Genomic DNA, 23710 nt, shown 5'->3' on the forward strand with positions numbered 1-23710 from the left:
AGCCCTCGCCGAAGCGAGGGCTTTTCTGAAAACTGCGATCATCGCAGACTGCTTACTGAACCTTGAGGAAGATGATCACGAACGTGAACAGAGCCAGCGATTCAATGAAGGCCAGGCCCAGGATGAGGAACGTGAAGATCGCCGGACGTGCGCCGGGATTGCGTGCAACAGCCTCAGCCGCCGAAGCGGTCGCCTTGCCCTGTGCCAGGCCGCAAAGACCAGCAGCCAGAGCCATGCCGATACCGGCAGCAATGTAGAGCAGGCCCTTCGACGATGCATCAGCACCCGTCTGCGCGAACACTGGCGATGCGATCAGCAACGTGGCCAGCGTCATAAATACATACTTCATAACCTTCATGGTCGTACTCCAATGCCCCCAAAATGCCAGAACAGTAGGTGGTTGAGGTTCACCGTGCTGACCCCCTCACACTCTTCTGGTTGCTGCGCCTTGAACAGCAGAGGCATCGCTGTCCAAGTCAAACTTCCCGCCGAAGCGGGTGCCCCACATCTCGCTTCTGAGATGTGGGAACAGAATCCTAGTGCTCGTGGCTGACAGCCAGACTCAGGTAAATCGTCGACAGCAGCATGAACACATACGCCTGAATGATCGACACGCCAAGGTGAAGTCCCAGGAACACCAGCGGCACACCGATCGGCACCAGCGAGAAGAACGCCAGCGTCACCAGGTCACCCGCAAACATGTTCGCGTAGAGACGAACTGTCAGCGAAAGCACACGTGCGCAGTGCGAAACGATCTCGATGATGAACATCAGCGGAGCCAGCCACCACACCGGTCCCAGGAACTGCTTGATGTAGCCAGCGCCGTTCGAGCGGATGCCGTGGTAGTGATAGTAAATAAATGTCACCAGCGCAATGCCAAGCGGCACCACCGGGTTCGACGTCGGCGACATCAGCCCCGGAATCAGTCCCAGCAGGTTCATCACCAGGATGAACAGCAACAGCACCGACAGGTAGCCCACAAACTTTTCGTAGCCGTGGCCCACAATGCTCTCAGCCTGTCCGGAGACAAACTCGTGCACCATCTCAGCCGAATGAGCAATGCCATTCGGCTTGTCCACGCTCAGGCTTGCCCGAACCGCCACAAAGTATGCAATCAGCAGCAGACCAACGATGATCTCCATCGCGACTGCGTTTGAAATCGGGGCCTCGGGGAAGACCACCTTCACGTGCAGAGCACGCAGCAGCGCATCCACCGGACCGGCGAAATGCGCATTCAAAAATCGAGTGAAAACGAGCTGTTCCGGCATGATTCTTTCTTGTCGGCCTGGGCCTTTGAAAACTTGTCTGAAAACCTCGTTAGATCGTGCCGCTTCGCAGCAACCTCAAGCCTTCGATCGTCAGTGCAATCACACCCATCGCAAGACCCGCTGCAAGTGCCAGCGCAGAGCCATTCAGATACTTAAGGCTAACATATAGGACGGCAACAACGGCGCATAAACGGAGAAAGAAGCCCACCAGTGCGAACCCGATCGAAGGCCTCCGTGCACCCACAATATGCTCGCCCGGCAGCGGCTCCATCTTCGCCGTCAACGCGGCCATCAGCCGCCGCCACTCCCACAATCCGCTGCCCGCAATCGCTGCGCCAATCAGTAACAATACCGCCGATTTCCAGCCGCCCTTGATCCACGCCGGCACCACACCAATGACCGCCAGCACGGCCACGATCTTCACACTCCGCGCGATCACCGCGCGCGCATCCGCGTCCGTAAAGCTCGCGGGAATCTCTGTTGGTTCCACTTAGTTGTTGTCCTTCATGTACTTCTGCGCGGTCTGGAAAATCTTGATAAACCCGCCAACGGCTCCAATCAGAATGCCGATTATGCCGCCATACCGCGTGCCATAGTGATGGTCCACCAGCGATCCCAGCAGCCAACCCACCACGCACCCAATCGGCAGCGCCAGCGCAAGCTGAATCATCGTCTCAGCCTTCACCAGATCGCCCAGCGCGCCCTTCGGTTTGCCCGGAATGTTGCCGTCTCCGCTCATCGCGACCTCCATTACATCACGCCATCGCGCTATCTCCACGACTTCAACAGCGGCTTTTGCCGAGCAGAAGGCGTGTACTTAAAATCCCAAAAGTCCTGGCGTCATGCGTTGCACACCGCTTCGTACGCCGCTACCATGTTTTCCATGAGTACTGACACACCAAAACCCACCGCACCCCGCGTCACCGGCCTCGGCCCCAAGGCGCAGAAGCTGCAGGCCCTCCGCGAAAAGCTGGAAGCCCAGAAGAACGGCGGCGGCAAGCAGAACTTCAACCTCGGCGCCACGGGCGGCGGCAAGTCCACATCTGCTGGCTTCAAGAAGACCAACTTCCAGCGCAAAGCGACTTAACTTTTGCTCATCCGCACCTTGTCATTCTGAGCAAAGCGAAGAATCCCGACGCACTCTCAACATCCACGAGTGCGTCGCGCTTTCATCCACAGCCCCAACGAACCTCAAACGCGCAGCGTTTCAAGAACGGTACGAAGTACCCGCGAAACTTTATACTGAACCTCGATAGAAAGAGGCTCACCGTTGTTGTTCGCATCCGACTTTGAAGAGCGCCTGTTCAAAGAGCGCCAGGAAAAACTCGACAAGATCGCCGAATTAGGCGCACAGGCAGGCTTGTCAAGGCTCGAAGCCACCTACCCCAACAGCTTCGCCTTCACCCACACCGCGCCGCAGATCATCGGCACCTACGCCGACACCACCGGCGAACTCCTCGAAGCCGACAAACCACACGTCGCCGTCGCAGGCCGCGTCATGGCTCATCGCCGCCAGGGCAAGGCAGGCTTCGCCGTGCTGCAGAACAACGGCGCTCGCATCCAGATCTACGTCCGCAAAGACGACGTCGGCGAACCCGCCTTCGAGCTCTACAAGCTCCTCGATCTCGGCGACCACATCGGCGTCACCGGCTTCCTCTTCCGCACGCGCACCGGCGAACTCACTGTGCATGTCGAATCGCTGACGTTCCTGTCGAAAGCAATGGTCGCGCTCCCCGACAAGTTCCACGGCCTCACCGACATCGAACTCCGCTACCGCCAGCGCTACGTCGACCTCTTCATGGACACCGGCGAAGACGCCGCCGAGCCTCCAATCAACGCAAACGAAACCACGGAACCGGGTGCCCCAGGTTCGCCGCAAGCTAACCTGGGTAATCGCGCACAGCGCGATCCGCTTTCGGAAGGGACGAACTTCAGCCCGTCCGTCAACGACCTGCCGGGTGCGGGTGCCCCACGTCTCGATTCTGAGACATGGGATTCCACCAACCCCGAAGCCATCGCAGCAGCCACAGCGCCCATGAAGCGCCTCCCCGCCCGCGAAGTCTTCGTCAAGCGCGCCCAGATCCTCAAGGCCCTGCGCACCTTCTTCGATAGCCGCGGCTACATCGAAGTGGAAACACCCATGATGCAGCCTGTAGCGGGCGGCGCAGCAGCACGTCCCTTCGTCACGCATCACAACGCGCTCGACTTAGACCTCTTCCTGCGCATTGCGCCAGAGCTTTATCTGAAGCGCCTCGTCGTCGGCGGCATGGACCGCGTCTACGAGATCAATCGCAACTTCCGCAACGAAGGCATCAGCACCCAGCACAACCCCGAATTCACCATGCTGGAGTTCTACCAGGCCTACGCCAACTACCACGACCTGATGGACCTCACCGAAGAGATCATCACCTTCGTCGCGAACGAAGTGAACGGCACAACGCTCATCAACTTCCCTTTGCCAAAGGGACCCGATGCAGGCAAAGAAGTCCAGATCGACCTCGGCAAGTGGACCCGACTCTCGATGAAGGAAGCCATTGTGCGCTTTTGGGATGATCTTTTAGGTCCAGCACCAATGCTGTCCGATTTTGCATCAGAATCGGCTTTCAGAGCTTGGTACGAACGGTTCAAGTCAGACGAAACAACTCCTAATGATAAAGAGTCGCGCGATCTCCTCTTCCAAGCGTTAGCACAGCTCAAAGAGACGCAAAAAGAGCAGAATGATTGGGAACCTTCCGCATCTGAACTATCTGATCAACATGCTCGTTACACGAAGAAGTTCCAGATTGTCCTCGCAGCATCCGAAGACGTTCCATGGGGTAAAGGTGTATCCGAGGTCTTCGAAGCAGTGGCTGAGCAACACCTCATCCAGCCAACGATCATCTACGACTTCCCCCTAGCCGTCAGCCCGTTGAGCAAGGTGAAACCCAACGAACCAGACTGGACCGAGCGCTTCGAGTTCTACATCGGCGGCTTCGAAATCGGCAACGCCTTCTCCGAGTTGAACGATTCCGAAGACCAGCTCGCGCGTTTCGAAGACCAGATGGCCCAGAAGAACGCAGGTGATGACGAAGCCAACGACATGGACGAGGACTACGTTCGCGCCCTCCGCTACGGCTTGCCGCCCACCGGCGGCGAAGGCATCGGCATTGACCGCCTCACCATGCTCCTCACCGGCTCGCGCTCCATCCGCGATGTCATCCTCTTCCCCCTCCTGCGACCCGCGAAAAAAACGCAGGACAAAGAAGAAGCCAAGTAACCAGCCCCAAAACGAAACGGCCTCACAAGAGGCCGTTTCCTGTTTCCAATTCGCAGATGGAACTCATGCCACGTTCTATTCGCGAAGCGTCGAAGCGGAAGAATCTCAACACTTCACTTGACCAAAGCTTCACTTAGGACGACGGCGTTTGCGCGAGTGTCGATACCGCCGTGTCGAGTAGGCGTCGTGACTCGGGGTCCTGTTTACCTTGCAGCATCGGGCTCATAGCTCGACCAATGAGGATAAGCAGCGGGGCGTGGCCCGGTTGCAGGTTGCCGAAATCTCCGAGGGTTGCCGCAACGGCCGTTTGCTGCGATGTGGCGGCCGAAGAGATTGCCACACATGGCATGTCCGCGGGGACGCCGTGCTTGCTCAGGTCTTCAGCAAGGGTTTTCAGATTGCGACCCGGCATATAGATGGCCAGCGTTGCGTCCTCTGGCAATGGGCCTTGCCACATGGGCGGCGGATTCGTCTTGTCTGCCGCGTGCGAACCGCTGATCAGGATCAGTTTGGAGGCGCTGCGGCGGTCTGTCAGCGGGAGTTGCAGTGTGGCTCCTGCAGCGAAGACTGCGGAGACTCCGGGGATGACTTCTACCGGGATGTTCGCTTCGCGGAGCGCGTTCAGTTCTTCTGCGGCGCGACCAAAGACAAGCGGGTCCCCACTCTTGAGACGCACGACGCTGAGGTTGCGGCGTGCGGAGTCGATCATGAGTTCGTGAATGCCTGCCTGCGTGATACGGGGACGTCCGCAGCGCTTGCCAACGCTGGTGATGAGCGCGCTCGGGTGGGCGAGGGCGACGATGGCTTCGGGGACGAGGTCGTCGTGGAGGACAACATCCGCGGTGGCGAGAAGGCGTGCCGCTTTGAGCGTGAGAAGATCGGGGTCGCCCGGGCCTGCTCCTACGAGATAGACTGTTCCCTTTTGTGCGCTCATCGGGATGCCTCTGCAGGGTAATGTTCGCGGGCGTGCTGTCTTGCGATCTGGCGGGAGGGGCAGGCTTCGGCTCCGCAGACTTCGCGCTGTGCAAGCTGATGCAGAAGTTGTTTGCGCGGTTCGCCGAGAGGCTCCATCTGCAGGACTTCGCGGCGCAAGCGTCCGAGTTCTTCCAGCCACGGGCCAATATCGTGCGGCAGCGCTTCGTTCAATGCTTTGCGAAGCTGCATGGCATACGCGGGGCTTTCCCCCGCGGTGGAGATGGCGATCTGGAGATCGCCTCGGCGCACGATGGATGGAAAGAAGAAGTCGCAGTAGGGTGGGTCGTCGACCGCGTTGACGAGGATGCCGCGGGCTTGTGCTCCGGCGAAGACAGCGCGGTTGACCTCAGGGACGTCGGTTCCGGCTACGGCCAGGTACATGCCTTCGAGATCGTTGTCTTCGAAGGGGCGAAGGTGGAGGGTGATTTCTCCGGATTCGGCCTGTTGCTGGACCTTGGATGAGGCTCGGGTGGCAACGACGGTGACTTGGGCCTCGGCGTCGAGGAGGGATTGGATTTTGGATTCCGCAATCGATCCTGCGCCGACGACGAGGCATGGGCGGTTGGTGAGTTTCAGGAAGATTGGGAAGAGTGACATGAGTGGTTTCCTTGGGCCTGTCGAGCGGGCTTTCAGCCCTCTGGTGGCTGTTGGGACCGGAACCTGGGCCTTCGGCCTGGGCTAAGATGTCGGCGCGCCTTTGGCGCTTAATGCTTTCGGCAAGGCTACTGCCCTGCCTTTCCTTTTAGAGTTCCATCTACTGAGCGCTCCATCTTCGCCAGAGCCTACCGCTTCGAAAATGGTTCGTGCTTTGCGCGAATGCCCAGGCTAGCTTCGCGAACCTTGGCACCCCGGTTCCGTTCCTGACCCCAGAGCAGTCGTAGGTTTCAGAGCTCTTCGGGGTTCTTCGCTTTGCTCAGAATGACGGCTCACCTGAACCAGTCATCCTGAGCAAAGCAACACAACTTCCTGAGACAACGTTACATCTTCGCAGGTGGGCGACCGCTGCGCTTGTCGCGTTCGGCGGCGGCGACTACTGCGCCTGCAAGTTGGCCGCGCAGCTCTTCGTCAGAGAAGCGGGCAAAGTATTGGCGGAGGTTTTCGTTCGGCGTCCGGTGGCTAAGATAGGTTTTCAGCAGACGCTCCATAGCAACCGGAACCTCCGTTGCCGGGGCACGGTAGCCGATGGCGCGCGCAAAGCCGGCGTGTTCGCCGAGGGCACCCCCCAGGCAGAAGTAGAATGCATCGACCATCTGGCCTTCATGCTTGACCTTCTTGCCTTCGAGACCGATGTCGGCGATCCACGCCTGGCCGCAGTTGTTGGGGCAGCCGGTGACATTGATGCGGAGCTGCTGGTCGAAGTTGGGGACACGCTCCTCCATCTCGTCGACTAGCCAGCGGGAGAAGCTCTTGGTTTCTGCAATGGCGAGTTTGCAGAACTCCGTGCCGGTGCACGCGACGGTGCCACGCCAGAAGTTGGTGGCTTCGACATGCAGTCCGAGTGCATTGATTTTCTCAACCAATGCTTGAATTTTTTCATTGGAAACGCTGGTAATAATGGCGTTCTGCTGAATCGTCAGGCTGAGTTTGCCGTCGCCGTATGCATCAGCGAGGTCAGCCAGGGCATGAAGCTGGGCAGCATCCATACGGCCACGAAGAACTGTGATGCCGACAGAGGAGAGGCCCGGCTGCTGTTGCGGGATGACGCCGGTGTGATCGCGGTAGATGTCGGATGGGACGACTTCCGCGGGCGCCGGGTCCAGCTTATAGCCGAGTTTGCGCTCCAGTTCCGCGAGGAAGGTTTCGGCGGTCCAGCCGTCCTTCATGAACATGTACTTCAGGCGGGCGGTCATGCGGTTTTCGCGCAGAGTCCCCTGCTGGTCGCGGTAGATCTCGGCGATCTTGTAGCAGACGTCTTCCGCCTGATCGGGCTTGACGAAGGCGTTGAGGCGTAGGGCGAGATGCGGCTCCTTGGAGAGGCCACCGCCAACACGCACGGCGTAACCGACTTCACGGACGCCGTTGATGGTGCGCTCGACGCCGGTGAGGCCAATGTCGTTGATCTCCGGGTAAGAGCACCATTCGGGGCAGCCCGTGACAGTGATCTTGAACTTGCGCGGCAGGTTGACGAAATCCGGGTGGCCAGTGAGGAAGGCAGCGACCTTCTTTGCCAACGGTGCGGCGTCAATGAGCTCGTGCTTGTGCAGGCCTGCGAGGGGGCAGCCAGTGACGTTACGGACGACGTCGCCGCAGGCTCCCTTGGGTGAGAGGCCGACCTTGGCAAGCGCATCGACGATGATGGGCAGCGACTCGATGGTGAGCCAGTGATACTGAATGTTCTGGCGGGTGGTGATGTCAGCAAGGTCGCGACCGTGATCGCGCGCGAGGTCGGCGAGGACACGAGTCTGTTCGCTGGTGAGAATGCCGTTAGGAATGCCAACGCGCATCATGAAGAATTCCGTGGCCTTGCCTTCGCCACCCACGCCGCCTACGGCACCAATGCCGTCGCCCTGCGTGTAAATGCCCCACCACTTGAAGTAAGCGCCAGCCCAGTCGGGCACGACGGATTCACGGCCTTCTTTCGCGAAGGCGACAACCTCATCCCAGTGCTCCCAGGGGTTCTTTTCAACCTTGAGGCGCTCCATCTTCTGCGCCTTCGTCTCTTTCTTTTCGACGGCGGGCTTTGCTGGGGCTACGGTCTGCGTGGTGTTGCTCTGGACTTCGTCTACCATGATTCCCTTCTACTGCGCCGCGGCTGCGGCAATGTCGTTGTGGCGCACGTCAGAACCTCGCACCCAGAAGATGACATCTTCGGCGATGTTGGTGGCGTGGTCGGCGCTGCGTTCCAGGTTGCGCGCCACGATGATGGAGTTAAGTGCGTTCTCCGTGATCTCCGGGCGGCGTGCCATCTCGTCGCGGAGGGCAGCCTGCGTTTCGTGATTGAGGCGATCCATCTCGTCATCCATGGCAAGGACTTTTTCTGCGAGAACCGGGTCGCCTTCGAGCAAGGAACGGATGGCGCGGCGGATCATTTTGACGGAGAGCGCGCCCATTGCGGCAAGGTGACCGGGAAGATTTTCGGGACCCGCGTCGGGGTTTGTCTTCTGCAACTCTGCACAACGTTTGACGATGGCGGCAGCCTGATCGCCTACGCGTTCCAAATCGCCATTAATTTTGATGACGGCCATGAGGAAACGGAGATCCATCGCCATGGGCTGCTCCTTGGCCAGAAGCTCATACGCCATTTCGTCCACACCACGCTCGGCGGCGTTGATGGCCTGCTCAATGTCATCGACGTGAGTGCAGAGACCGGCGTCACGCTGCAGATAGGCCTCCACGGACAGCTCCAGCGCCTGCTGTGACAGCGCTGCCATAGCCAACAGCTTGTCCTTGAGCATAGCGAGTTGTTGCTGGAAATGAATACGCGGCATGGTTAGGGGTTCCCTATGCTCTATTGTCGCGGAAAATTGATTTCCGTGCCAACTTTTCACAAAAAATGGGCTAAAACTTGAGATTACGACTCGCAGTGGTAGGACCAGTTCTCATTTTAAATACTGACGCGAGAGGACTTTCGGTAGCGCTTAGGCGGGTATGTCCTCCACGGAGGACATACTTTGCCCCTTGGCTTCCCTGCCCAGCCCCGCAAGGAGAGCCACGGCAACCGCGACGATCGCGACCGTCCAAGCGAGGACGGGGGTCAGATCGCCGTGAAAGTACTTGCGGGCGAGAGTTGTCTGGAACTTCGCGTTGCGCGAGGAGAGCAGATTGCCAAGCTGGTAAGCCAGTCCCGGAAAGGTGGCGCGGACAGCGGCGGGAGACAGTTCGTTGAGATGCGCCGGAACGATGCCCCAGGCACCCTGCACCATGAACTGCATCAGGAAGCCACCGGCGGCCACGAGGACAGCTTCGCGGGTGAAGGCCCAAAGGTAAATCATGGGGATGGCGAGCAGCGCTGCGATGACGATGGAACGGCGTCGGCCCCAACGCTCAGACAAGGTGCCAAAGGTAATGCCGCCGAGGAGTGCACCGATATGTCCGACGTCACTGACCCAGCCGACCCGCGCCGGGGCAAAGCCCTTCGCCTTCTGCAGGAAGGTGGGATACAGATCCTGCGAGCCATGACTGAAGGAAGTGAAGGCCGTCATGAGGATGACAAGAAAGAGGAATGTGGGCAGGTAATGTGCGATGTCGCCCAGGTTGATGGTGGGCTTGACGGCTTTGGCCTGCCCGCTCCGATAGGCCGGTGATTCCTCGACTTTGCTGCGGATATAAAAGACGAGGATGGATGGCAGGGCGCCGATGAAGAACATGACGCGCCAGTTGACCAGCAGGCCAGTGCCGTGAAGATGCGGGAACACTAGGCCGTAGACTGTTGCCGCGAGCAGGTTACCGACAACATAACCTTCCTGCAGCAAACCGGAGAAGAAGCCACGGCCTTTTTCCGGCAACGTTTCAAAGGCAAGCGCTGCACCCACACCCCATTCGCCGCCCATCGCAATGCCGAAGAGGGCGCGGAAGACGAGCAGCCAGCCCAGGGTGGGGGCCAGGCCTGAGGCCACTTCAAAGACGCAGAAACTGATGATGTTGACCATCAGCGTGGGCCGTCGTCCAAATTTCTCTGCCATGGCGCCGAAGATCAGCGCGCCGACGGGACGCATGACCAGCGTCCAGAAGAGGGCTTCCGTCACCGTTTCGACGGTGGTGTGAAAGTCACCCGCGATGGCCGTGATGCAGTAGGTGAGGATGAAAAAGTCAAACGCGTCCAGCGCCCACCCAAGGAAGCAGGCGATAAAAGCATTCTTCTGCGGCGACGTGAGCCCACGCCACTGTTGCACGATTCCGGAAGCCATGTGTGAAAGGAATGGTACCGGCTTGGGCACACAGGTCGCCAGCGAAATCTACGGAACTTGTTGTTCCTGCGGATAATCCTTCAGCAACTGGTGGTGCATGCAGTAAAGCGCCAGTTCCAGGCGGTCGCTGACGCCGAGCTTGTCATAGATCTTGCGCAGGTAATTTTTGATGACCTGTTCGGTCGTGCCAACGTGGTACGCGATCTCTTTGTTGCGCATGCCGCGTGTGATGCAGGAGATGATCTGCACTTCCTTCGGCGACAGATGCGGCTTGTTGCGCGGGCTCATGATGGCGGCGGCCTGCGCGCGATAAGCCTCAATGACCCAGGAGACAGACTGATTGTCGATCCAGGTTTCGCCTGCGGAGATTTTACGAACGCACTTTACAAGAAGGTCAGGCGAAATGGCACGCGGCACCACGCCGCGTACACCGCGGCGGTAGAGTTCCACCGTGGTGGCCTCGTTCGACTCGGTTACCTGAACGATAATTTTTGCCTGCGGAGCACGACGAATGAGTTCCGGAATGGCGTCAACCACGCCTGCAATCAGGTTGCCTTCCAGGATGACCACATCGGCGGGAAAGCGCTGCAACGCCGAGTATAGGTTGGACAATGTCTCTGCCTGTGCCACGACGCGGATGTCGTCCTCAAGCGCGAAGACTTTGCGAATGCCGACGCGGTAGATCGCCTGCGAATCGGCAAGGATGACGCGGATTCCTTCGTTAGGAATGTGATCTTCTTCAAAACCATCCTGTAGAGAGCGATCTTTCACTTGGCTCCCCCTGCGATGCGGTAGCTATCAATGACCGCACCTACCTGCTGACCACCTTGCCCCGAATTTCTCCAGATGACACGGCCGATACAGTGGACCACCGTGTCGGTAGGAGTTCCCATGGTGTCGCGCGGCAACACCATCGTCCATGAAAGCTGCGCATTAATGGCAGGAGCTTCTGCCTGCGTGCGAAAGAGCACGCCGCTTGCCGAAACGTCTTCCGTCTCCGCATCGAAGGTTCCCTGTTCTGTCTCCACGCGAACCTTCAGCCTGAGAGGAAAACGTACACCGTTCCGCATGGGATCAGCAGGGCTTCCAGATTGTTCTTTCTGTATTTCAGAAGCCATGTAAGTTACTGTCGTCACCAGTTACTGTAGTGTAAACCCTTTTCTGACGCTCAATGGCGTAACAAAAACACCAATTTCCGGTGGCCCCAATTGTAGGTTCCGAAACGGAACTATGTGCTGCGTCATGGAGCTATGGCTTTACACTCAGGAACGATGAAGCTGAATGCACAGTTCCTGCTGTCGGCGTTTGCGCCGGAACATTTCCCCAACAACACACGCACGGGTGGCGCACCCGAGGTAGCGTTTCTCGGCCGCTCCAACGTGGGTAAATCCAGCCTGATTAATGCGTTGCTGGGGGCGGGGATGGCGAAGGTATCGTCCACGCCAGGGCGGACGCGGTCGATCAACTTCTTCGGGCTGTACCCGGTGAGTCCCGGCGGACAGCAAAAGCCACTACCAGCACTGGTGTTTGCCGACCTGCCGGGCTATGGCTACGCGAAGGTTTCAAAGTCTATCTCTGCGGAATGGTCAGGATTTATTGATCCGTATCTGACGGAGCGTGAACAACTGGCGCTGTGCTGCTGCCTGGTGGATACGAACATTCCACCGCAGCCAAGCGATACGCGGTTGATGGATTTTCTACGGCATGAACAACGGCCATTTGTGGTGATTGGGACGAAGAGTGATCGGTTGAGCAATAACACGCTGTCCAAGTCCATTGCCGCGCTGAAGCAGGAGCATGGTGTGGATGAAGTGATTGCAGTTTCCGTGGAGCGCGGGAAAAGCGACAAGGGGCTGCGCGCTTTGTGGGAGCGGCTGGAGTCGGTGATTCCTGCTTAACGAGCGATCCAGTACGCCCGGCTCAGGGAGCGAGGAAAGAGCGTTGGTGCGGTGTCGAACCAGCGTTTCTGCAACGGATGCGGTAGCTCTCGCAACAGATGATTGCGAAGTTCGCAGTCGCGGGCACGGCGTTCCTGCAAGGTAGCGGCTGTGTCTTCCGTGATGCGCAGCGGCAAGGAATCAAGCTGCAGTGTTGCTATAGGAAGCGGGAGGCTGCCCCACTGCTGCAATGTCTGCAGCCATGCCGTTTCTTCTTCGGCAGGCTTCTCCGACGCGAGGACGGCGTATGGCAGAAAACCCCGTTCGACCATCTCACGCAGCCATTGCGCGGGATCGCCTGCCAGGCCAACGGTGATGCCTCTACCCTGCCGGATTTCGTTTTTCAGTGCACGCAGAGCTTCATCGAGCGTAGTGACAGCAAAGGTAAGGCAGCCTTGATGATTGGCTTCACGGAGTTGTTTTGCATCCGCTTCCAGAAAGAGTGAGGCTGCCCCTGCTGCGAGTGATGCCAGTGCCCGTGTGCGGCCTGTTTCATCCAGACCAAGGCCGAGGAGAAGCTTCCCAGACCAATCCGCAGTGTGGAGCTGCAGCGCAGTGAAGAAGCGAAGGGTTTCGGTCTGCGAGAACATGACCGCTGCCTTACCAGGTGGAGTAGAGTGAGCCGTCAAGAGAGGCAGCCTGTGCTCCGCTGTGGACGTCGTTAATGCCGGTCTGCGTTTCGTCCACGGAGTTGTAGCTGTCTGTGCGATCGCCCATCCAGGAATCCTTGCGGCTGGTGATGGGGTCCACGGGCAGGGCTTTCAGATAGCCCGCGGTAACGAGATCATCCAGTGTTTGCGGGGCTTTCTGCTTGTCCACCGTATAGCTGTCAATGGCTTCGCGCATGGTGTGCAGATCCTGCTTGAGGACTGCTTCCTTTGCAGCGCGAAGATGGCGCGTGTAGGCAGGCACGGCCATGGCAGCCAGCACGCCGATGATGACCATGACGAAGAGAAGCTCCAGTAGCGTGAAGCCTTCGTTGTTGTTTCGTCTTTGCATCATGGCTACCATTCTGAATACTTTGTCCCGTCCAGTGCGGTGCCCTGGCTCTTGGAATGCACATCGAAGACGTTCTGGCCGCCCCAGCCTGTGGTGTCCGGTTCGTCCTGCATGGAGCGGAGTTGCCAATCGGTATCGCCGGTCATGGGGTCCTTCGGGATACCCCGTAAAAACTTCACCTTCTTGGTTTGAACGTCCACGCCATCGACCAGTGTTTCCAGATCCGGCGGATAGTTGAAACTGTCCAGTTTGGTCTGGAAGGCGCCGCGGTCGGCAGCATCCTTGTACCTGTCAATGGCGGCACGCATTTGCCACAGTGCGGACCGCAGTTCCCTTTCCTTGGTCCGTTTCACCTGCCAACGAGTAACCGGGATCGCCGCTCCTGCAAGGATTGCGAGGATACCAACCACCACAATAAGTTCAACAAGGGTGAAACCGTTGTCGCCGGATTTCGCCGTTCGCATGCGCATGGCGGTCTCCCCCTGTTACTTCACGTGGACCGTAGCCTGCGAACCAACCGCGGGCAGGTTGACCTGGGTGCTGTTCTTCGCGCCAACCTTGCTGAGCGAAACGGTCGAGTCGCCTGCGGCGTTCGCCTTGAAGGTGAGGACGCACACCGATCCCTGACCATCGACACCGCGTACCGCGGGCGGACGCGAAATGGAGATGGTGGTGGTGCCATTGCCTTCGTCGCGATGAACCACTGCGACGGACTGGCCGTCACGCGAGAGGAACTCACCCGAATCGACGTTGACCAGCGAGAGCACTGCGGGGTTGAACTGCACCTGCAACGGCACAGAGTACAGGTCCTTCGCGCCAGAGGCGATCACCGCCATCTGGAAGGTGCTGCCGACTGCCTGCGTTGCCTGTCCCGGAGCGACGGAGAAACTTACCGGTTGCGCAGCCGCTGGCTGGGCAGCGGGTGATGTAATCGGTTGCGAATTCTGTTTCAGAGCTGCCGCAGCGGCCTGCGCGGCGGGCGTGTTTTCGTTGCCAATCTGGCCAATCATGGCGGATGCGGCCTGCGCTGCCGTAATGGGAGCCGAGGGTGGCAGGTTCTGTGCGCGCTGCTGCTGGAAAGCGCCTGTGGTCATGCTGGCGGAGGTATCGCCTGCAAGCGCTTCCGCTACCACTTCACGCCGGAGTTCAATCGCTGAGCCGGAGCCCGTGTCGATGGCACGCGTGTTCAACCGCGTGATAAGTGGCTCACGCACAATGTGCGGGATCAGCAGGAAGACAACTTCATCCTGTGAGCGATCACGGTTGTGCGTGCTGAAGATGTTTTTAAGGATCGGGATTTCCGACAGGCCGGGAGTGCCGGAAAGCGAATCTGTTTCCTGGCGCGTGAGGATGCCAGCAAGAATGCTGGGCTCGCCTTCCTTGAGCTGGATGACCTGTTCTACGGTGCGTTGACCAATGACCGGCTCCGTCACGCCAGAGATGGTGACATCGCTGGCGTGCGTGGAGATTTCCAGCTTCATCTTGAGTGTGACTTCGCGGTCCTGATGCACGGTCGGCGTGAGGTCGATGTTGACGCCGATATCCATGTAGGTGAACTGAGTGTTCACTAGCGATGAAACGATGGCCGTAGACGCACCGGAAGAGTATGAGCCAGTGGCTACCGGGATCTTCTGACCAATCTTCAATTGCGCACGCTGGCCATCAGTGGCGCGGATGCGCGGGTTCTGCAGGATGCGTGTGTCGCTATCTGACAGCAGTGCTGCCACCGTTGCATTGCCTACGCTAACGGCAAAGTTGCTGGCAGTCAGATTCGCGAAGGTGTTCAGCGTGGGTGTCGTTGTGGTGCTCGTTGTGCTGCTGGACGAACTCGAAGAGGATGATGTGGTGCTGTTAGCAACCTGCGGCGTGATGGTGACGCTCTGCGGCAGCGTAAGGCCTAGGTTGCGCGAATGATCGCGATTGACTTCGAGCACGGCGACATCCACCACGACTTCGCTATGCGGACGGTCGAGGTTATTAAGCAGCTCCTGCGTCAGAAGGAGCTGGTCGGGCGTGCCGCGTTCCACGATGGCGTTCTGGCTGGGCACGAGGAAGATTTTGACATCCTGCTCCAGCACGTTGCGCAGCGCAGTCAGCAGTTCGTTCTGGTCAGACTGAGTGGCAGCGTTGGAGAGATAAAAGGTCTGTACCGCACGCGTTTGTAGATCCTGACGCTTCTGCTGCGTATTCTGCGCGATGAAGATCGTGTTTGACGTTACTGGCTTATAAAACGTGCCGGACTGCGTGCCGAGGATGCGCAGCCCGTCAGACAGAGAAACGTTATTCAGATCGAGCTGGATGCGGCGAGAAGTGTAGTCGGGATCAAAGATAACGTTCAGGCCTGCGGCTTTACCGATGGCCTGATAGAGCACCTTGGTGTCTTCCACCATGTGCAGCGTCAATGGGTCCGACGAAACGGGCTTCAGCCGCAGCGGCTCGCCCAGGCTGGCAAGCTCGGGTGCGGGCGCCGTGGAGGCAGGCAGATCCAGATTACTGGTCGGCGTATTCGCGAGTATCCGCTCGGTGACAGTGATTTCCTGCTGCGCGGACTGATTGCCGCCGTCAATGGCGAGGGCGCGCTCAAACTCCGTCAGGGCGCCGTGGATGTCGCCGCTCTGGCGCAGGACGCGACCACGGTCGACATGAGCGGCAGCAGCAGAAAATCGCGCGCGCTCAAAGTGCGTTTTATAGCGGAGGTCGTTCGGTTTCAGCAGATGAGCCTGGCGATACGCCTCAAACGCTGCGTCCCAGTCTTCGCGAGACTCGGCGTCTGCGCCACGTTTGGACCATGCCGAAGCTGACTGTGCCTGTGCCGGCGGTGCGGTGAAAGCAGCGGTACTGATAAGCAATGCGGCGGCAGCGCCCGCGTGGAATAGGCTGCGGCCCAACGTCGTACATGCGCCTCTGCCCGGTTTCTGAATCGTCAACTTCCGCTTCCGCCTCTCAGGTGATGATCTGCCTCCTAGTTGGACGAATGTAAGCAAAAACCGCTCACAGAAAGCCCAGCACGGAGACGCAGAATCTGCCTGTTTTGTGTGAGAAGTGTAACATCGTGAGAAGGACGCTGGATGCTTCCCCATGGGAGCTCCACGCATCAGAAAGAACCATGCCGCATTCTCCCGCCGTATTTCAGCAAAACCCCTCCAAAAAGCCAGCGCAGCGCGACCCGGTTGCGATGGGCCAGCGGGATGCTGCCGTAAACCGGTCAGCTAGCCATAACTACTTTCTGACGGACCGTTTTGAGTGCGGCATTGCGCTGCGTGGCACCGAAGTAAAGAGCATCCGCGAAGGTAAGGCGCAGTTGAAAGACGCCTATGGGCTGATCAACAACGGCGAGGCGTTTTTGCTGAATGCACACATTGGCGCGTTTTCGCACGGGAACGTTATGAACCACGAAGAGACGCGGACCCGCAAACTGCTGCTGCACAAAGAAGAGTTGCGTAAGCTGACAGCCCGGACGAAGGAAAGGGGATTCACGCTGATCCCAACGCGTTTCTATTTCAAGAACGGTCGCGTGAAGTGCGAACTGGCGCTGGCACGCGGTAAGCAGGACTGGGACAAGCGCGAGACGGAGCGCAACCGCGAGGCCGATCGCGAAGCACGCGCCGCTGTTGCACGCAGTCAGCGTCGATAGCTCTCTTCGCGCTGCGATTTTCTTCCCTTGGCGGAGCTACACTGTTGGGGCATGAATGCCTCACTTCAGTTCTCAAACGCCGCCGAATTCGTAACGCCCTTGCTGACCGTGTTTGCTGTCGATACCGCCAGTAAACCTGATGTTCCTTCCCTTTCTCTTCTGACAACAGAGGAAACAATCCTTGCAGCCGCTGCACCTTTCCTGAACTCCGGTGAGTTCAAAGCGGAAGCGGGTGGGACACTGCTGCTGCACGCACCTGCGGGATTAAAGGCACAGCGGTTGTTGATTGTGGGCGTGGGCAAGTCTGAAAAACTCTCCACAGCGGAACTGCGCAAGGCTGCTGGAGCGGCCATCCGTACGGCAAAAACGAAGAGCATTCTCGATGCTGCGATTGTGTTTCCGAAGCTGGACGAAAATTTGGACGTAGTCGCTGCATCGCGTGCGTTGACGGAAGGTATTCTGCTGGCGGATTACGATGCGGATACCTATCGCAGCGAGCGTGAAGATCGCAGTATGCAGAACATTGCTCTGCTTGGCGATACATCATTACGTGCCGAACTCGAGAGTGGATTCCACGAAGGTGAAGTCTTTGCTGCTGCGCAGAACTTCGCGCGGTCGCTGGTGAATGAGCCAGGCAATGTGCTCACTCCTGCGGAGTTGGGAAAGCGCGCTGCCGCGATGTGCGAAGCCAATGGCCTGTCCTGCGAAGTCCACAGCACGGAGAAGCTGAAGGAACTGGGTATGGGCGCGTTCCTCGGCGTGGCGCAGGGTTCCGTGCAACCGCCCGCGCTCATCGTCATGCGCTATAAACCTGCAAAGGTCGCGAACAATAACGTTGTAGCGCTAGTGGGTAAAGGCATCACGTTCGACACGGGTGGTATCTCCATTAAGCCCGCCGATGGCATGGACAAGATGAAGTACGACATGGCTGGTGCCGCTGCCATGATTGGGGCGATGCAGGCGATTGCTGCGTTGAAGCCTGCAGTTGCGGTGATTAGCGTTATCTGCTCTGCGGAGAACATGCCGAGTGGTTCTGCATACAAGCCGGGCGATGTATTGACCGCGATGAGCGGCAAAACCATTGAAGTGATGAACACGGATGCTGAGGGCCGTCTTGTTTTGGCCGACGGTCTGCACTATGCGAAGACGCTGGGCGCAACACACCTGATCAATGCGGCCACGCTGACAGGTGCATGCGTTGTCGCGCTGGGCAAGTTGAACAGCGGTCTGTTCTCCAACGATGATGCAGCGGTTGCATTGTTTCGCAACGCTGCGAATACGACGAACGAAAGTTTCTGGCAACTTCCCTGCACCGACGACTATCGTGAACTGATCAAGAGCGACATTGCCGACATCAGAAATACAGGCATGGATCGCTGGGGTGGTGCGATCACCGCTGCAATGTTCCTGAAGGAATTTGTGGGCGAGACGCCGTGGGTTCACCTGGACATTGCAGGACAGGCCTGGATCGACGATGCGCGTTCCTATATTGCCAAGGGGCCGAGCGGCGTTGCCGTGCGCTCGATCGTGGAATGGGTACGGGTACTGGCGCAATGACCTTGGCGGAGAGCACCGTCCTTGTGGTGGACGACGAACCCGTTTTGCGAATGACCTTCTCTGCTCTGCTGCAGCGCATGGGAGCGCGGGTGCTCGTAGCCTGCGATGGTATTGAAGCATTGCAGATGCAGGACTCACAACGCGTTGACCTGATCCTGACCGACAAGCAGATGCCGAACATGGATGGGATGACGCTGTTGGACAGACTGCGCAAACGCGGCATTCTTACGCCTGCCATTGTGTTTGTGAATAGCGTGCAGCCGGATGATCCGAAGGAGATGGAGCGGCTGGGTGTGGCCCGAACCGTCACCAAGCCGATCCATCCGCAGGATCTGGTACATATGCTGGATGAGGTGTTGGCTTCGATAGCGTCTGTGCGGTAAGAACGCCCCCCACCCGCAAAACTCAGGATGACGAGATTGATGATGCGAGAGGTCAACGCAGTTGTTGGATGCTGCGTTGACCTCTCGTCCGTTACATCGACAACGGCACATCGATACCGAGCCATCCGAGAACGCGTGTGAGTTCACGCGAGGCAACCGCGGCAGTGGCAAGCAACAGCTTCTTCCTGGCGGGATCGGTTTCGTTCAGCACATGGTTGCGGTGGTAGAAGTTGTTGAACTCCTGCGCGAGTTGGAAGGCGAATCGCGCAACAATGGCGGGTTCTGCCGCAGCAATCGCCTGCTCCACAATCGTTGTCACACGCGACAGGATCAACCACATGGCCCACAGGCTGTCGCCCGTTTCGCCTTCAAAGTAAGGCGCGAGATCAACGTCGGCAAGGTCGTTGATGGCGTGGTGTTCCGTGACACCCGCCTTCTTCAGGATGTTCGCGGCACGCACGGCAGAATACTGCACGTAGGGGCCGGTTTCACCTTCGAAGGAAAGCGCATCACGAAAATCAAACGCGATGATAGTGTTGCGTGTGTACTTCAGCATGAAGTAACGCAGAGCACCCACTGCGATCTGTTCTGCAGAACGCTGACGCTGCGACTCGGGGTCTTCCGGATGGCGTGCATCGACTTCTGACTTCGCTGCTGCGATCAGGCGATCGAGAAGATCGTCGGCCTTCACACCGAAGCCTTTGCGACCGCTGACTTCGAGATGCGGCTTTTCCTTGTCGGCATCACTGAGCGCATAACCAAGGTCAATCGCGCAACGCGGTGTAAGCGTGACCATGGCGTAGTTGATATGGGTATAGTTCGCTGCAGCTTCGGTGTAACCCAGCGCGCGCAGACTCTCCACCACGTTGGCCTGCGGATCATTCTGGCGTGAGTCGATCACGTTGTAGATGGCAGCAGCCTGGCCGTAGTGCGGATGCGGAGTTTCGCCGTGCATGGTGCTGATCCAACAGGGATGCGTTTCGTATTCGCGGAAAATTTTGTAGCCGAAATCACGACCGGGTAGAAGGCCAAACTTCCATAGGTGATAGGCAATATCTTTGCCCACATAGGTCACGGTACCGTTGGAACGGATGATGACCTTCGCATCTTCGACCAGGCCTTCGACAACTTCTGCGCTTGGACGACGCATGACCCAGCAGCCCTTGTTCTTGCCTTCTGTTTCCAGATAAAGAACACCGCGCTCCACCATCAACTGACGTGCTGCTTCCCAAAAATGCAGATGCAGGATTTCGCTTTCGCGCGGCAGAAAGTCGTACTCAATGCTGAGACGCTCCATGGTTTCCAGGTGACGCTCCAGAACCGCGGTAGCGACGAGGTCGGCAACCTTTGCGATTTCGTTGTTGCCTTCTTCAATGTGATGGAGCGTGTCCAGGCGCAGCTTCTTGCGTGCTTCTTTCTGATCGGCATCGCTGTCGTACCACTGTGAGACACGCGCATAAAGATCCCACAGGTAATAGTCGACACGTTCGCCGCGCGCGATCAGATCACCGACGAGTGCATCCACATCCGCAGGCGACTTCCCTTCCAGATGCAGCAGACCCACGACGACATCAGCCACCTGCACACCGGTGTTGTCGATGTAGTTCTGCACCACCGTGGGATAGCCAGACTTGTAGGCATCCTTGCGTAGAAGACGCGCGAAGCTGTCTCCCAGAATCGCATTGCGCAGATGACCCACGTGCGCGGCCTTATTCGGGTTGATGCTGGTGTGCTCGACAAGACGAAGGCCTTCGCCGCCAATGTCGGAATGCTCGCCCTTGGCAATGCGCTTCGTAATGGCAGAGCGATCAAGTTTCACGTTGAGGTAACCGGCACCGGCAACCTCGACCGTGGCAACACCGTCGATGCCATTGAGTTCACCGGCGAGTTCTGCGGCGATCATCTTCGGTGCTTTGCGCAGACGCTTCGCCAGTTCAAAGGCAACAGGCGTGGCGATTTCGCCCAGCGCAATGTTCGGCGGCAGTTCCGTGGCGATATTTGCGCCAGTAACTTCGTATTTTGTTTGCAGCACGTGTGCCGTAGTTTCCAGCAGTGCCTGTTTCAGTTTGCGATACATAGTTCGTTCTTTCTACTTGGGCTGCACGTACGCAGCAGTTCTTCTGACTTGCTTACAGGACATCGGCCTCAGGAGGGAGTGATTCAATTTCCTGCGAGAGCGTTTTACCGCCATGCTCTTTGCGGTTGATCAGGAAGCCGATACCGCCGACGATGTTGACGATCATAAAGATAACGAAGTGCACAAAGAGCGCATACAGGATGGCCAACGAGGTGGGCACGCCCTGCGACTCCATAGCAAGCTTGCCAAATGCTTCAAAGGGGCCGATGCCACCAGGCGCGCTGGGCAGCATAAAGCTCAGGTTGCTGAGAATGGACGCGAGCATGGAGCCGTGGAAGGTGTTGAGGCCCAGAAGCTGCGCGGTGGAATAAAAGACCATGCCTTCACAGAGCCAGACGAAAGCCGTAAGCAGCACCAGCAGAAAACGCACCGGAAACGGGATATGCACGATGGCATCAAACAACTGCTCAGCCCACTCTCCGAACTTGCGTGTGCGTGGGTGATTACCGAAACGTGCCACCAGTTTCTGTACAAGGATGTGCAGAATGTGCGTACCGAAAAGAAGCAGGCACAGGCAGAACACCAGAATCACAAGCGCCAGGCGAACCGTCTGTGCGATGCCATAGCCGTGGAACGAGAACGCACCGAAGCTGTTCTCAAGACCGGAGGCTGCCACTGCAAAGAAACCAAGAAGCATCACTGTATCCAGCAGGCGTTCCAACACCACGGTGCTAAGCACAGCGGACGAGGATGCGTTTACATCCGGGGCATAGGCAAAAATGCGTAGAAAATCACCAATGCGGAAGGGCAGGATATTGTTTGCAGCCAGGCTGGTCAACAGGACGCGGAAGCATGAGGTGAGGCGCGCGTTATACCGGCGCAACATGAGCCACCAGCGATAGCTGCGGAGGCCGTAATCCACGGAGATGAAGCCCAGGACGCCCAGAATCCATACGGGATGACCGAAGTGCACATCGCGCAGCTCATCCAGGTGGAATCCACGCAGTGTCCGCCAAAGGAAAAACGCAGAAATAAGAAGTCCTGGGATGAGTTTCCAGTAGCGGCTTGCGTTGCTGGACGGCTTTTCGCTCAAACAATGGCTCCTGCTTTGCGGGGATACGGGCGGGAATGAAATTGGGACATGCCTCACCGATTATACGAAGATTGGCAGAAGACGCCGCTGCGCGCGGAGTACTCTGCGCGTTAGTCTTAGGTGCTCACACCCACTGCATGGCAACGGTTTCGATTCTTACAGAAGCGCGTTCGCGCTCGATGAATACAACTGCAGACAGCAAGCGGACAACGCTGCTGTTTCTGGCGGGTCTGTCGCTAATCGCCGCAGCACTACTGGGATACCACCCCTATGCAGAAGACGGCGGCATTTATGCATCAGCATTAGCACTGCGGTTGAATCCGGCGCTCTTTCCTGCGTTTCGAGCGTTTGCCGTGGCGCATACCGGCAAGAGCCTCTTCATTCCCATGGTGGCAGAAATGGTGCAGCGGAGCCATCTGTCGCAGGAAGTCGTCCTGCTCGGGCTATATCTGCTATCCATTGGCAGCTCCCTGGCCGCAGCGTACGGGATGGCATGCGTGCTGTTTCCTGAACGTCGGCAGCAGCTTTGCTCCACGCTGCTGTTCGCTTTGGCAATGGGCATGCCCGTGGGCGGAACATCGCTTTATATTGCGGATCCGTATCTGACTTCTCGTTCGCTTTCCACGCCGCTCATCCTACTGGGGCTGACTGCCATCCTGCGCCGAAAATATGGCTACGCGGCCGTGTGTGGAGGCATCGCGTTTGCTGTTCATCCGCTGATGACGCTATGGGCGTTGCTGCCTGCGGCTTTTCTGCTGCTCTGGCAAATATCGGCGCGTCGCATAAGGGCCATCATTCTGCTGTCGCTTGCCGTCATTGGCGTCATGGTGACGATACAGATCGTGTCCTCTGCTGATTCCGATGCTGTGCGTGCAGCCTCGCTGTCGCGCAGCTACTGGTTCCCGTCGCAATGGCAGTGGTACGAGTGGATCGGTCTCGTGGCGCCTGTATTGATGCTGCTGGCCACCGCCAGTCTTTCGGGCAAAAACAAAGCGATGTCTTCTGCGGCGCAGGCCATGGCTGCTGCGATGGCCACTTCCATTGCGACGGTGACAATAGGCGCACTGCTGCTGATTCACACGAGCAACACAGCTTTTCTGCTGGCGCGCCTGCAACCGTTGCGACTGTTGCATCCGGTGTCCATCATTTTTGTACTGATGCTGGGTGGATGGCTGGCTGCCCCGGATGGAAGAGCATGGCGGCGCGGTGTGTTGTTGCTGCTTACACTGGGTGCTGTTGCAGGAATGCTATTCCTACAGCGATCGACCTATCCCCACTCTTCCCATTGGGAAAAACCCTGGGGACAAAGCGGCAATGAATATGAGGCGGCCGCCCTGTGGCTTCGACAGAACACTCCGGTTGATGCGCTGATTGCTGTCGACGCGCATTACACGACCATGCATGGCGAAGATGCGCAGATGGTGCGGGCCATCGGGCAAAGAAGCACCATTCCCGATGCCGCGAAAGATGGTGGCATTGCCTCCGTGGTCCCAGCACTGGCGGATACGTGGTGGACTGGGAGTCAAGCGCAGGAAGGGCTAGCTGTATTGCCAGATGCTCAGCGTATCCAGCGATTACAGCCCTTTGGCGCTGCGTGGGTCTTGTTGCCCGCAGCTGCTGAAACGGCATTTCCCTGCCCCTATCGCAATACGGATGCAAAGGTGTGTCGCCTGCCCTGAGGCGC

General features: G+C 58.2%; 24 protein-coding genes. 7 read left to right on the top strand and 17 right to left on the bottom strand.

Going from position 1 to position 23710, the window contains the following annotated elements; translation table 11 throughout:
* Positions 1-52: 52 nt before the first annotated feature.
* The 4 genes from AB6729_RS04820 to AB6729_RS04835 form a co-directional block, all read right to left on the bottom strand.
* Positions 53-358: an ATP synthase F0 subunit C gene (locus AB6729_RS04820; protein ID WP_371080431.1), complete on the bottom strand. Its 306-nt coding sequence runs from the start codon at positions 356-358 to the stop codon at positions 53-55.
* Between the two features lie 178 nt (positions 359-536).
* Positions 537-1268 carry a F0F1 ATP synthase subunit A gene (gene atpB / locus AB6729_RS04825; RefSeq protein WP_047487841.1) on the bottom strand — a complete coding sequence of 244 codons (732 nt, stop codon included), beginning with the start codon at positions 1266-1268 and terminating at the stop codon, positions 537-539.
* Between the two features lie 49 nt (positions 1269-1317).
* Positions 1318-1758, bottom strand: coding sequence for a hypothetical protein (locus AB6729_RS04830; protein WP_371080432.1), 441 nt, complete (start codon positions 1756-1758; stop codon positions 1318-1320).
* Positions 1759-2007 (bottom strand): ATPase, encoded by a 249-nt coding sequence (locus AB6729_RS04835; protein WP_371080433.1) that lies wholly within the window; start codon positions 2005-2007, stop codon positions 1759-1761.
* Between the two features lie 144 nt (positions 2008-2151).
* Here AB6729_RS04835 and AB6729_RS04840 point away from each other — a divergent pair, with 144 nt between their 5' ends.
* The gene (locus AB6729_RS04840; RefSeq protein WP_371080434.1) at positions 2152-2355 is read left to right on the top strand and encodes a hypothetical protein; all 204 of its coding nucleotides are present in this window, start codon (positions 2152-2154) and stop codon (positions 2353-2355) included.
* Between the two features lie 186 nt (positions 2356-2541).
* Positions 2542-4524, top strand: coding sequence for a lysine--tRNA ligase (locus AB6729_RS04845; RefSeq protein WP_371081190.1), 1983 nt, complete (start codon positions 2542-2544; stop codon positions 4522-4524).
* Positions 4525-4657: 133 nt separating this feature from the next.
* On the opposite strand, the gene cobA is transcribed toward AB6729_RS04845, so the two are convergent.
* From cobA to AB6729_RS04880, 7 genes are all read right to left on the bottom strand, one after another.
* Positions 4658-5458, bottom strand: a complete 801-nt coding sequence (gene cobA / locus AB6729_RS04850; RefSeq protein WP_371080435.1) for a uroporphyrinogen-III C-methyltransferase — start codon at positions 5456-5458, stop codon at positions 4658-4660.
* Complete coding sequence (locus tag AB6729_RS04855; RefSeq protein WP_371080436.1) at positions 5455-6096, bottom strand: bifunctional precorrin-2 dehydrogenase/sirohydrochlorin ferrochelatase; 642 nt, start codon at positions 6094-6096, stop codon at positions 5455-5457. The genes cobA and AB6729_RS04855 overlap by 4 nt, the downstream gene beginning before the upstream one ends.
* 380 nt (positions 6097-6476) lie before the next feature.
* Complete coding sequence (locus AB6729_RS04860) at positions 6477-8228, bottom strand: nitrite/sulfite reductase (RefSeq protein WP_371080437.1); 1752 nt, start codon at positions 8226-8228, stop codon at positions 6477-6479.
* 9 nt (positions 8229-8237) lie between these two features.
* Positions 8238-8927 (bottom strand): phosphate signaling complex protein PhoU, encoded by a 690-nt coding sequence (phoU, locus tag AB6729_RS04865; protein WP_371080438.1) that lies wholly within the window; start codon positions 8925-8927, stop codon positions 8238-8240.
* Positions 8928-9077: 150 nt separating this feature from the next.
* A complete protein-coding gene (locus AB6729_RS04870) occupies positions 9078-10346 on the bottom strand; it encodes an MFS transporter (protein ID WP_371080439.1) in 1269 nt (422 codons plus the stop codon).
* A 48-nt stretch (positions 10347-10394) separates the two neighbouring features.
* Positions 10395-11117 (bottom strand): response regulator transcription factor, encoded by a 723-nt coding sequence (locus AB6729_RS04875; RefSeq protein ID WP_371080440.1) that lies wholly within the window; start codon positions 11115-11117, stop codon positions 10395-10397.
* On the bottom strand, positions 11114-11416 hold the full coding sequence (locus AB6729_RS04880; protein ID WP_371080441.1) for a PilZ domain-containing protein: 303 nt from the start codon (positions 11414-11416) through the stop codon (positions 11114-11116). The genes AB6729_RS04875 and AB6729_RS04880 overlap by 4 nt, the downstream gene beginning before the upstream one ends.
* A 201-nt stretch (positions 11417-11617) precedes the next feature.
* Between AB6729_RS04880 and yihA the strand changes: the two genes are divergently transcribed.
* Complete coding sequence (gene yihA / locus AB6729_RS04885) at positions 11618-12244, top strand: ribosome biogenesis GTP-binding protein YihA/YsxC (RefSeq protein ID WP_371080442.1); 627 nt, start codon at positions 11618-11620, stop codon at positions 12242-12244.
* Here yihA and AB6729_RS04890 read toward each other — a convergent pair.
* From AB6729_RS04890 to AB6729_RS04905, 4 genes are read right to left on the bottom strand one after another with little or no spacing between them, the layout of a single operon-like run.
* Positions 12241-12873, bottom strand: coding sequence for a hypothetical protein (locus tag AB6729_RS04890; protein ID WP_371080443.1), 633 nt, complete (start codon positions 12871-12873; stop codon positions 12241-12243). The two genes, yihA and AB6729_RS04890, sit on opposite strands and share 4 nt — an antisense overlap.
* 10 nt (positions 12874-12883) lie before the next feature.
* Positions 12884-13285 (bottom strand): type II secretion system protein, encoded by a 402-nt coding sequence (locus AB6729_RS04895; protein ID WP_371080444.1) that lies wholly within the window; start codon positions 13283-13285, stop codon positions 12884-12886.
* A 2-nt stretch (positions 13286-13287) separates the two neighbouring features.
* Complete coding sequence (locus AB6729_RS04900) at positions 13288-13752, bottom strand: type II secretion system protein (RefSeq protein ID WP_371080445.1); 465 nt, start codon at positions 13750-13752, stop codon at positions 13288-13290.
* Positions 13753-13767: 15 nt separating this feature from the next.
* The gene (locus tag AB6729_RS04905; RefSeq protein ID WP_371080446.1) at positions 13768-16209 is read right to left on the bottom strand and encodes a cohesin domain-containing protein; all 2442 of its coding nucleotides are present in this window, start codon (positions 16207-16209) and stop codon (positions 13768-13770) included.
* A 179-nt stretch (positions 16210-16388) separates the two neighbouring features.
* On the opposite strand from AB6729_RS04905, the gene smpB reads away from it, so the two are divergent.
* From smpB to AB6729_RS04920, 3 genes are read left to right on the top strand one after another with little or no spacing between them, the layout of a single operon-like run.
* Complete coding sequence (smpB, locus tag AB6729_RS04910; protein ID WP_371080447.1) at positions 16389-16916, top strand: SsrA-binding protein SmpB; 528 nt, start codon at positions 16389-16391, stop codon at positions 16914-16916.
* A gap of 51 nt (positions 16917-16967) precedes the next feature.
* Positions 16968-18473 carry a leucyl aminopeptidase gene (locus AB6729_RS04915; protein WP_371080448.1) on the top strand — a complete coding sequence of 502 codons (1506 nt, stop codon included), beginning with the start codon at positions 16968-16970 and terminating at the stop codon, positions 18471-18473.
* The gene (locus AB6729_RS04920; RefSeq protein WP_371080449.1) at positions 18470-18856 is read left to right on the top strand and encodes a response regulator; all 387 of its coding nucleotides are present in this window, start codon (positions 18470-18472) and stop codon (positions 18854-18856) included. Before AB6729_RS04915 ends, AB6729_RS04920 begins: the two co-directional genes overlap by 4 nt.
* A gap of 91 nt (positions 18857-18947) precedes the next feature.
* Here the strand turns inward: AB6729_RS04920 and AB6729_RS04925 are convergent, their stop codons facing one another.
* The gene (locus AB6729_RS04925; protein WP_371080451.1) at positions 18948-20933 is read right to left on the bottom strand and encodes an arginine--tRNA ligase; all 1986 of its coding nucleotides are present in this window, start codon (positions 20931-20933) and stop codon (positions 18948-18950) included.
* 52 nt (positions 20934-20985) lie between these two features.
* Positions 20986-22026 carry a lysylphosphatidylglycerol synthase transmembrane domain-containing protein gene (locus tag AB6729_RS04930; protein WP_371080452.1) on the bottom strand — a complete coding sequence of 347 codons (1041 nt, stop codon included), beginning with the start codon at positions 22024-22026 and terminating at the stop codon, positions 20986-20988.
* 137 nt (positions 22027-22163) lie between these two features.
* Here AB6729_RS04930 and AB6729_RS04935 point away from each other — a divergent pair, with 137 nt between their 5' ends.
* Positions 22164-23705 (top strand): hypothetical protein, encoded by a 1542-nt coding sequence (locus AB6729_RS04935; RefSeq protein ID WP_371080453.1) that lies wholly within the window; start codon positions 22164-22166, stop codon positions 23703-23705.
* Positions 23706-23710: the final 5 nt, after the last annotated feature.

Origin of the sequence: Terriglobus sp. RCC_193, from assembly GCF_041355105.1 — a bacterium.
Taxonomy (GTDB): Bacteria; Acidobacteriota; Terriglobia; order Terriglobales; family Acidobacteriaceae; genus Terriglobus.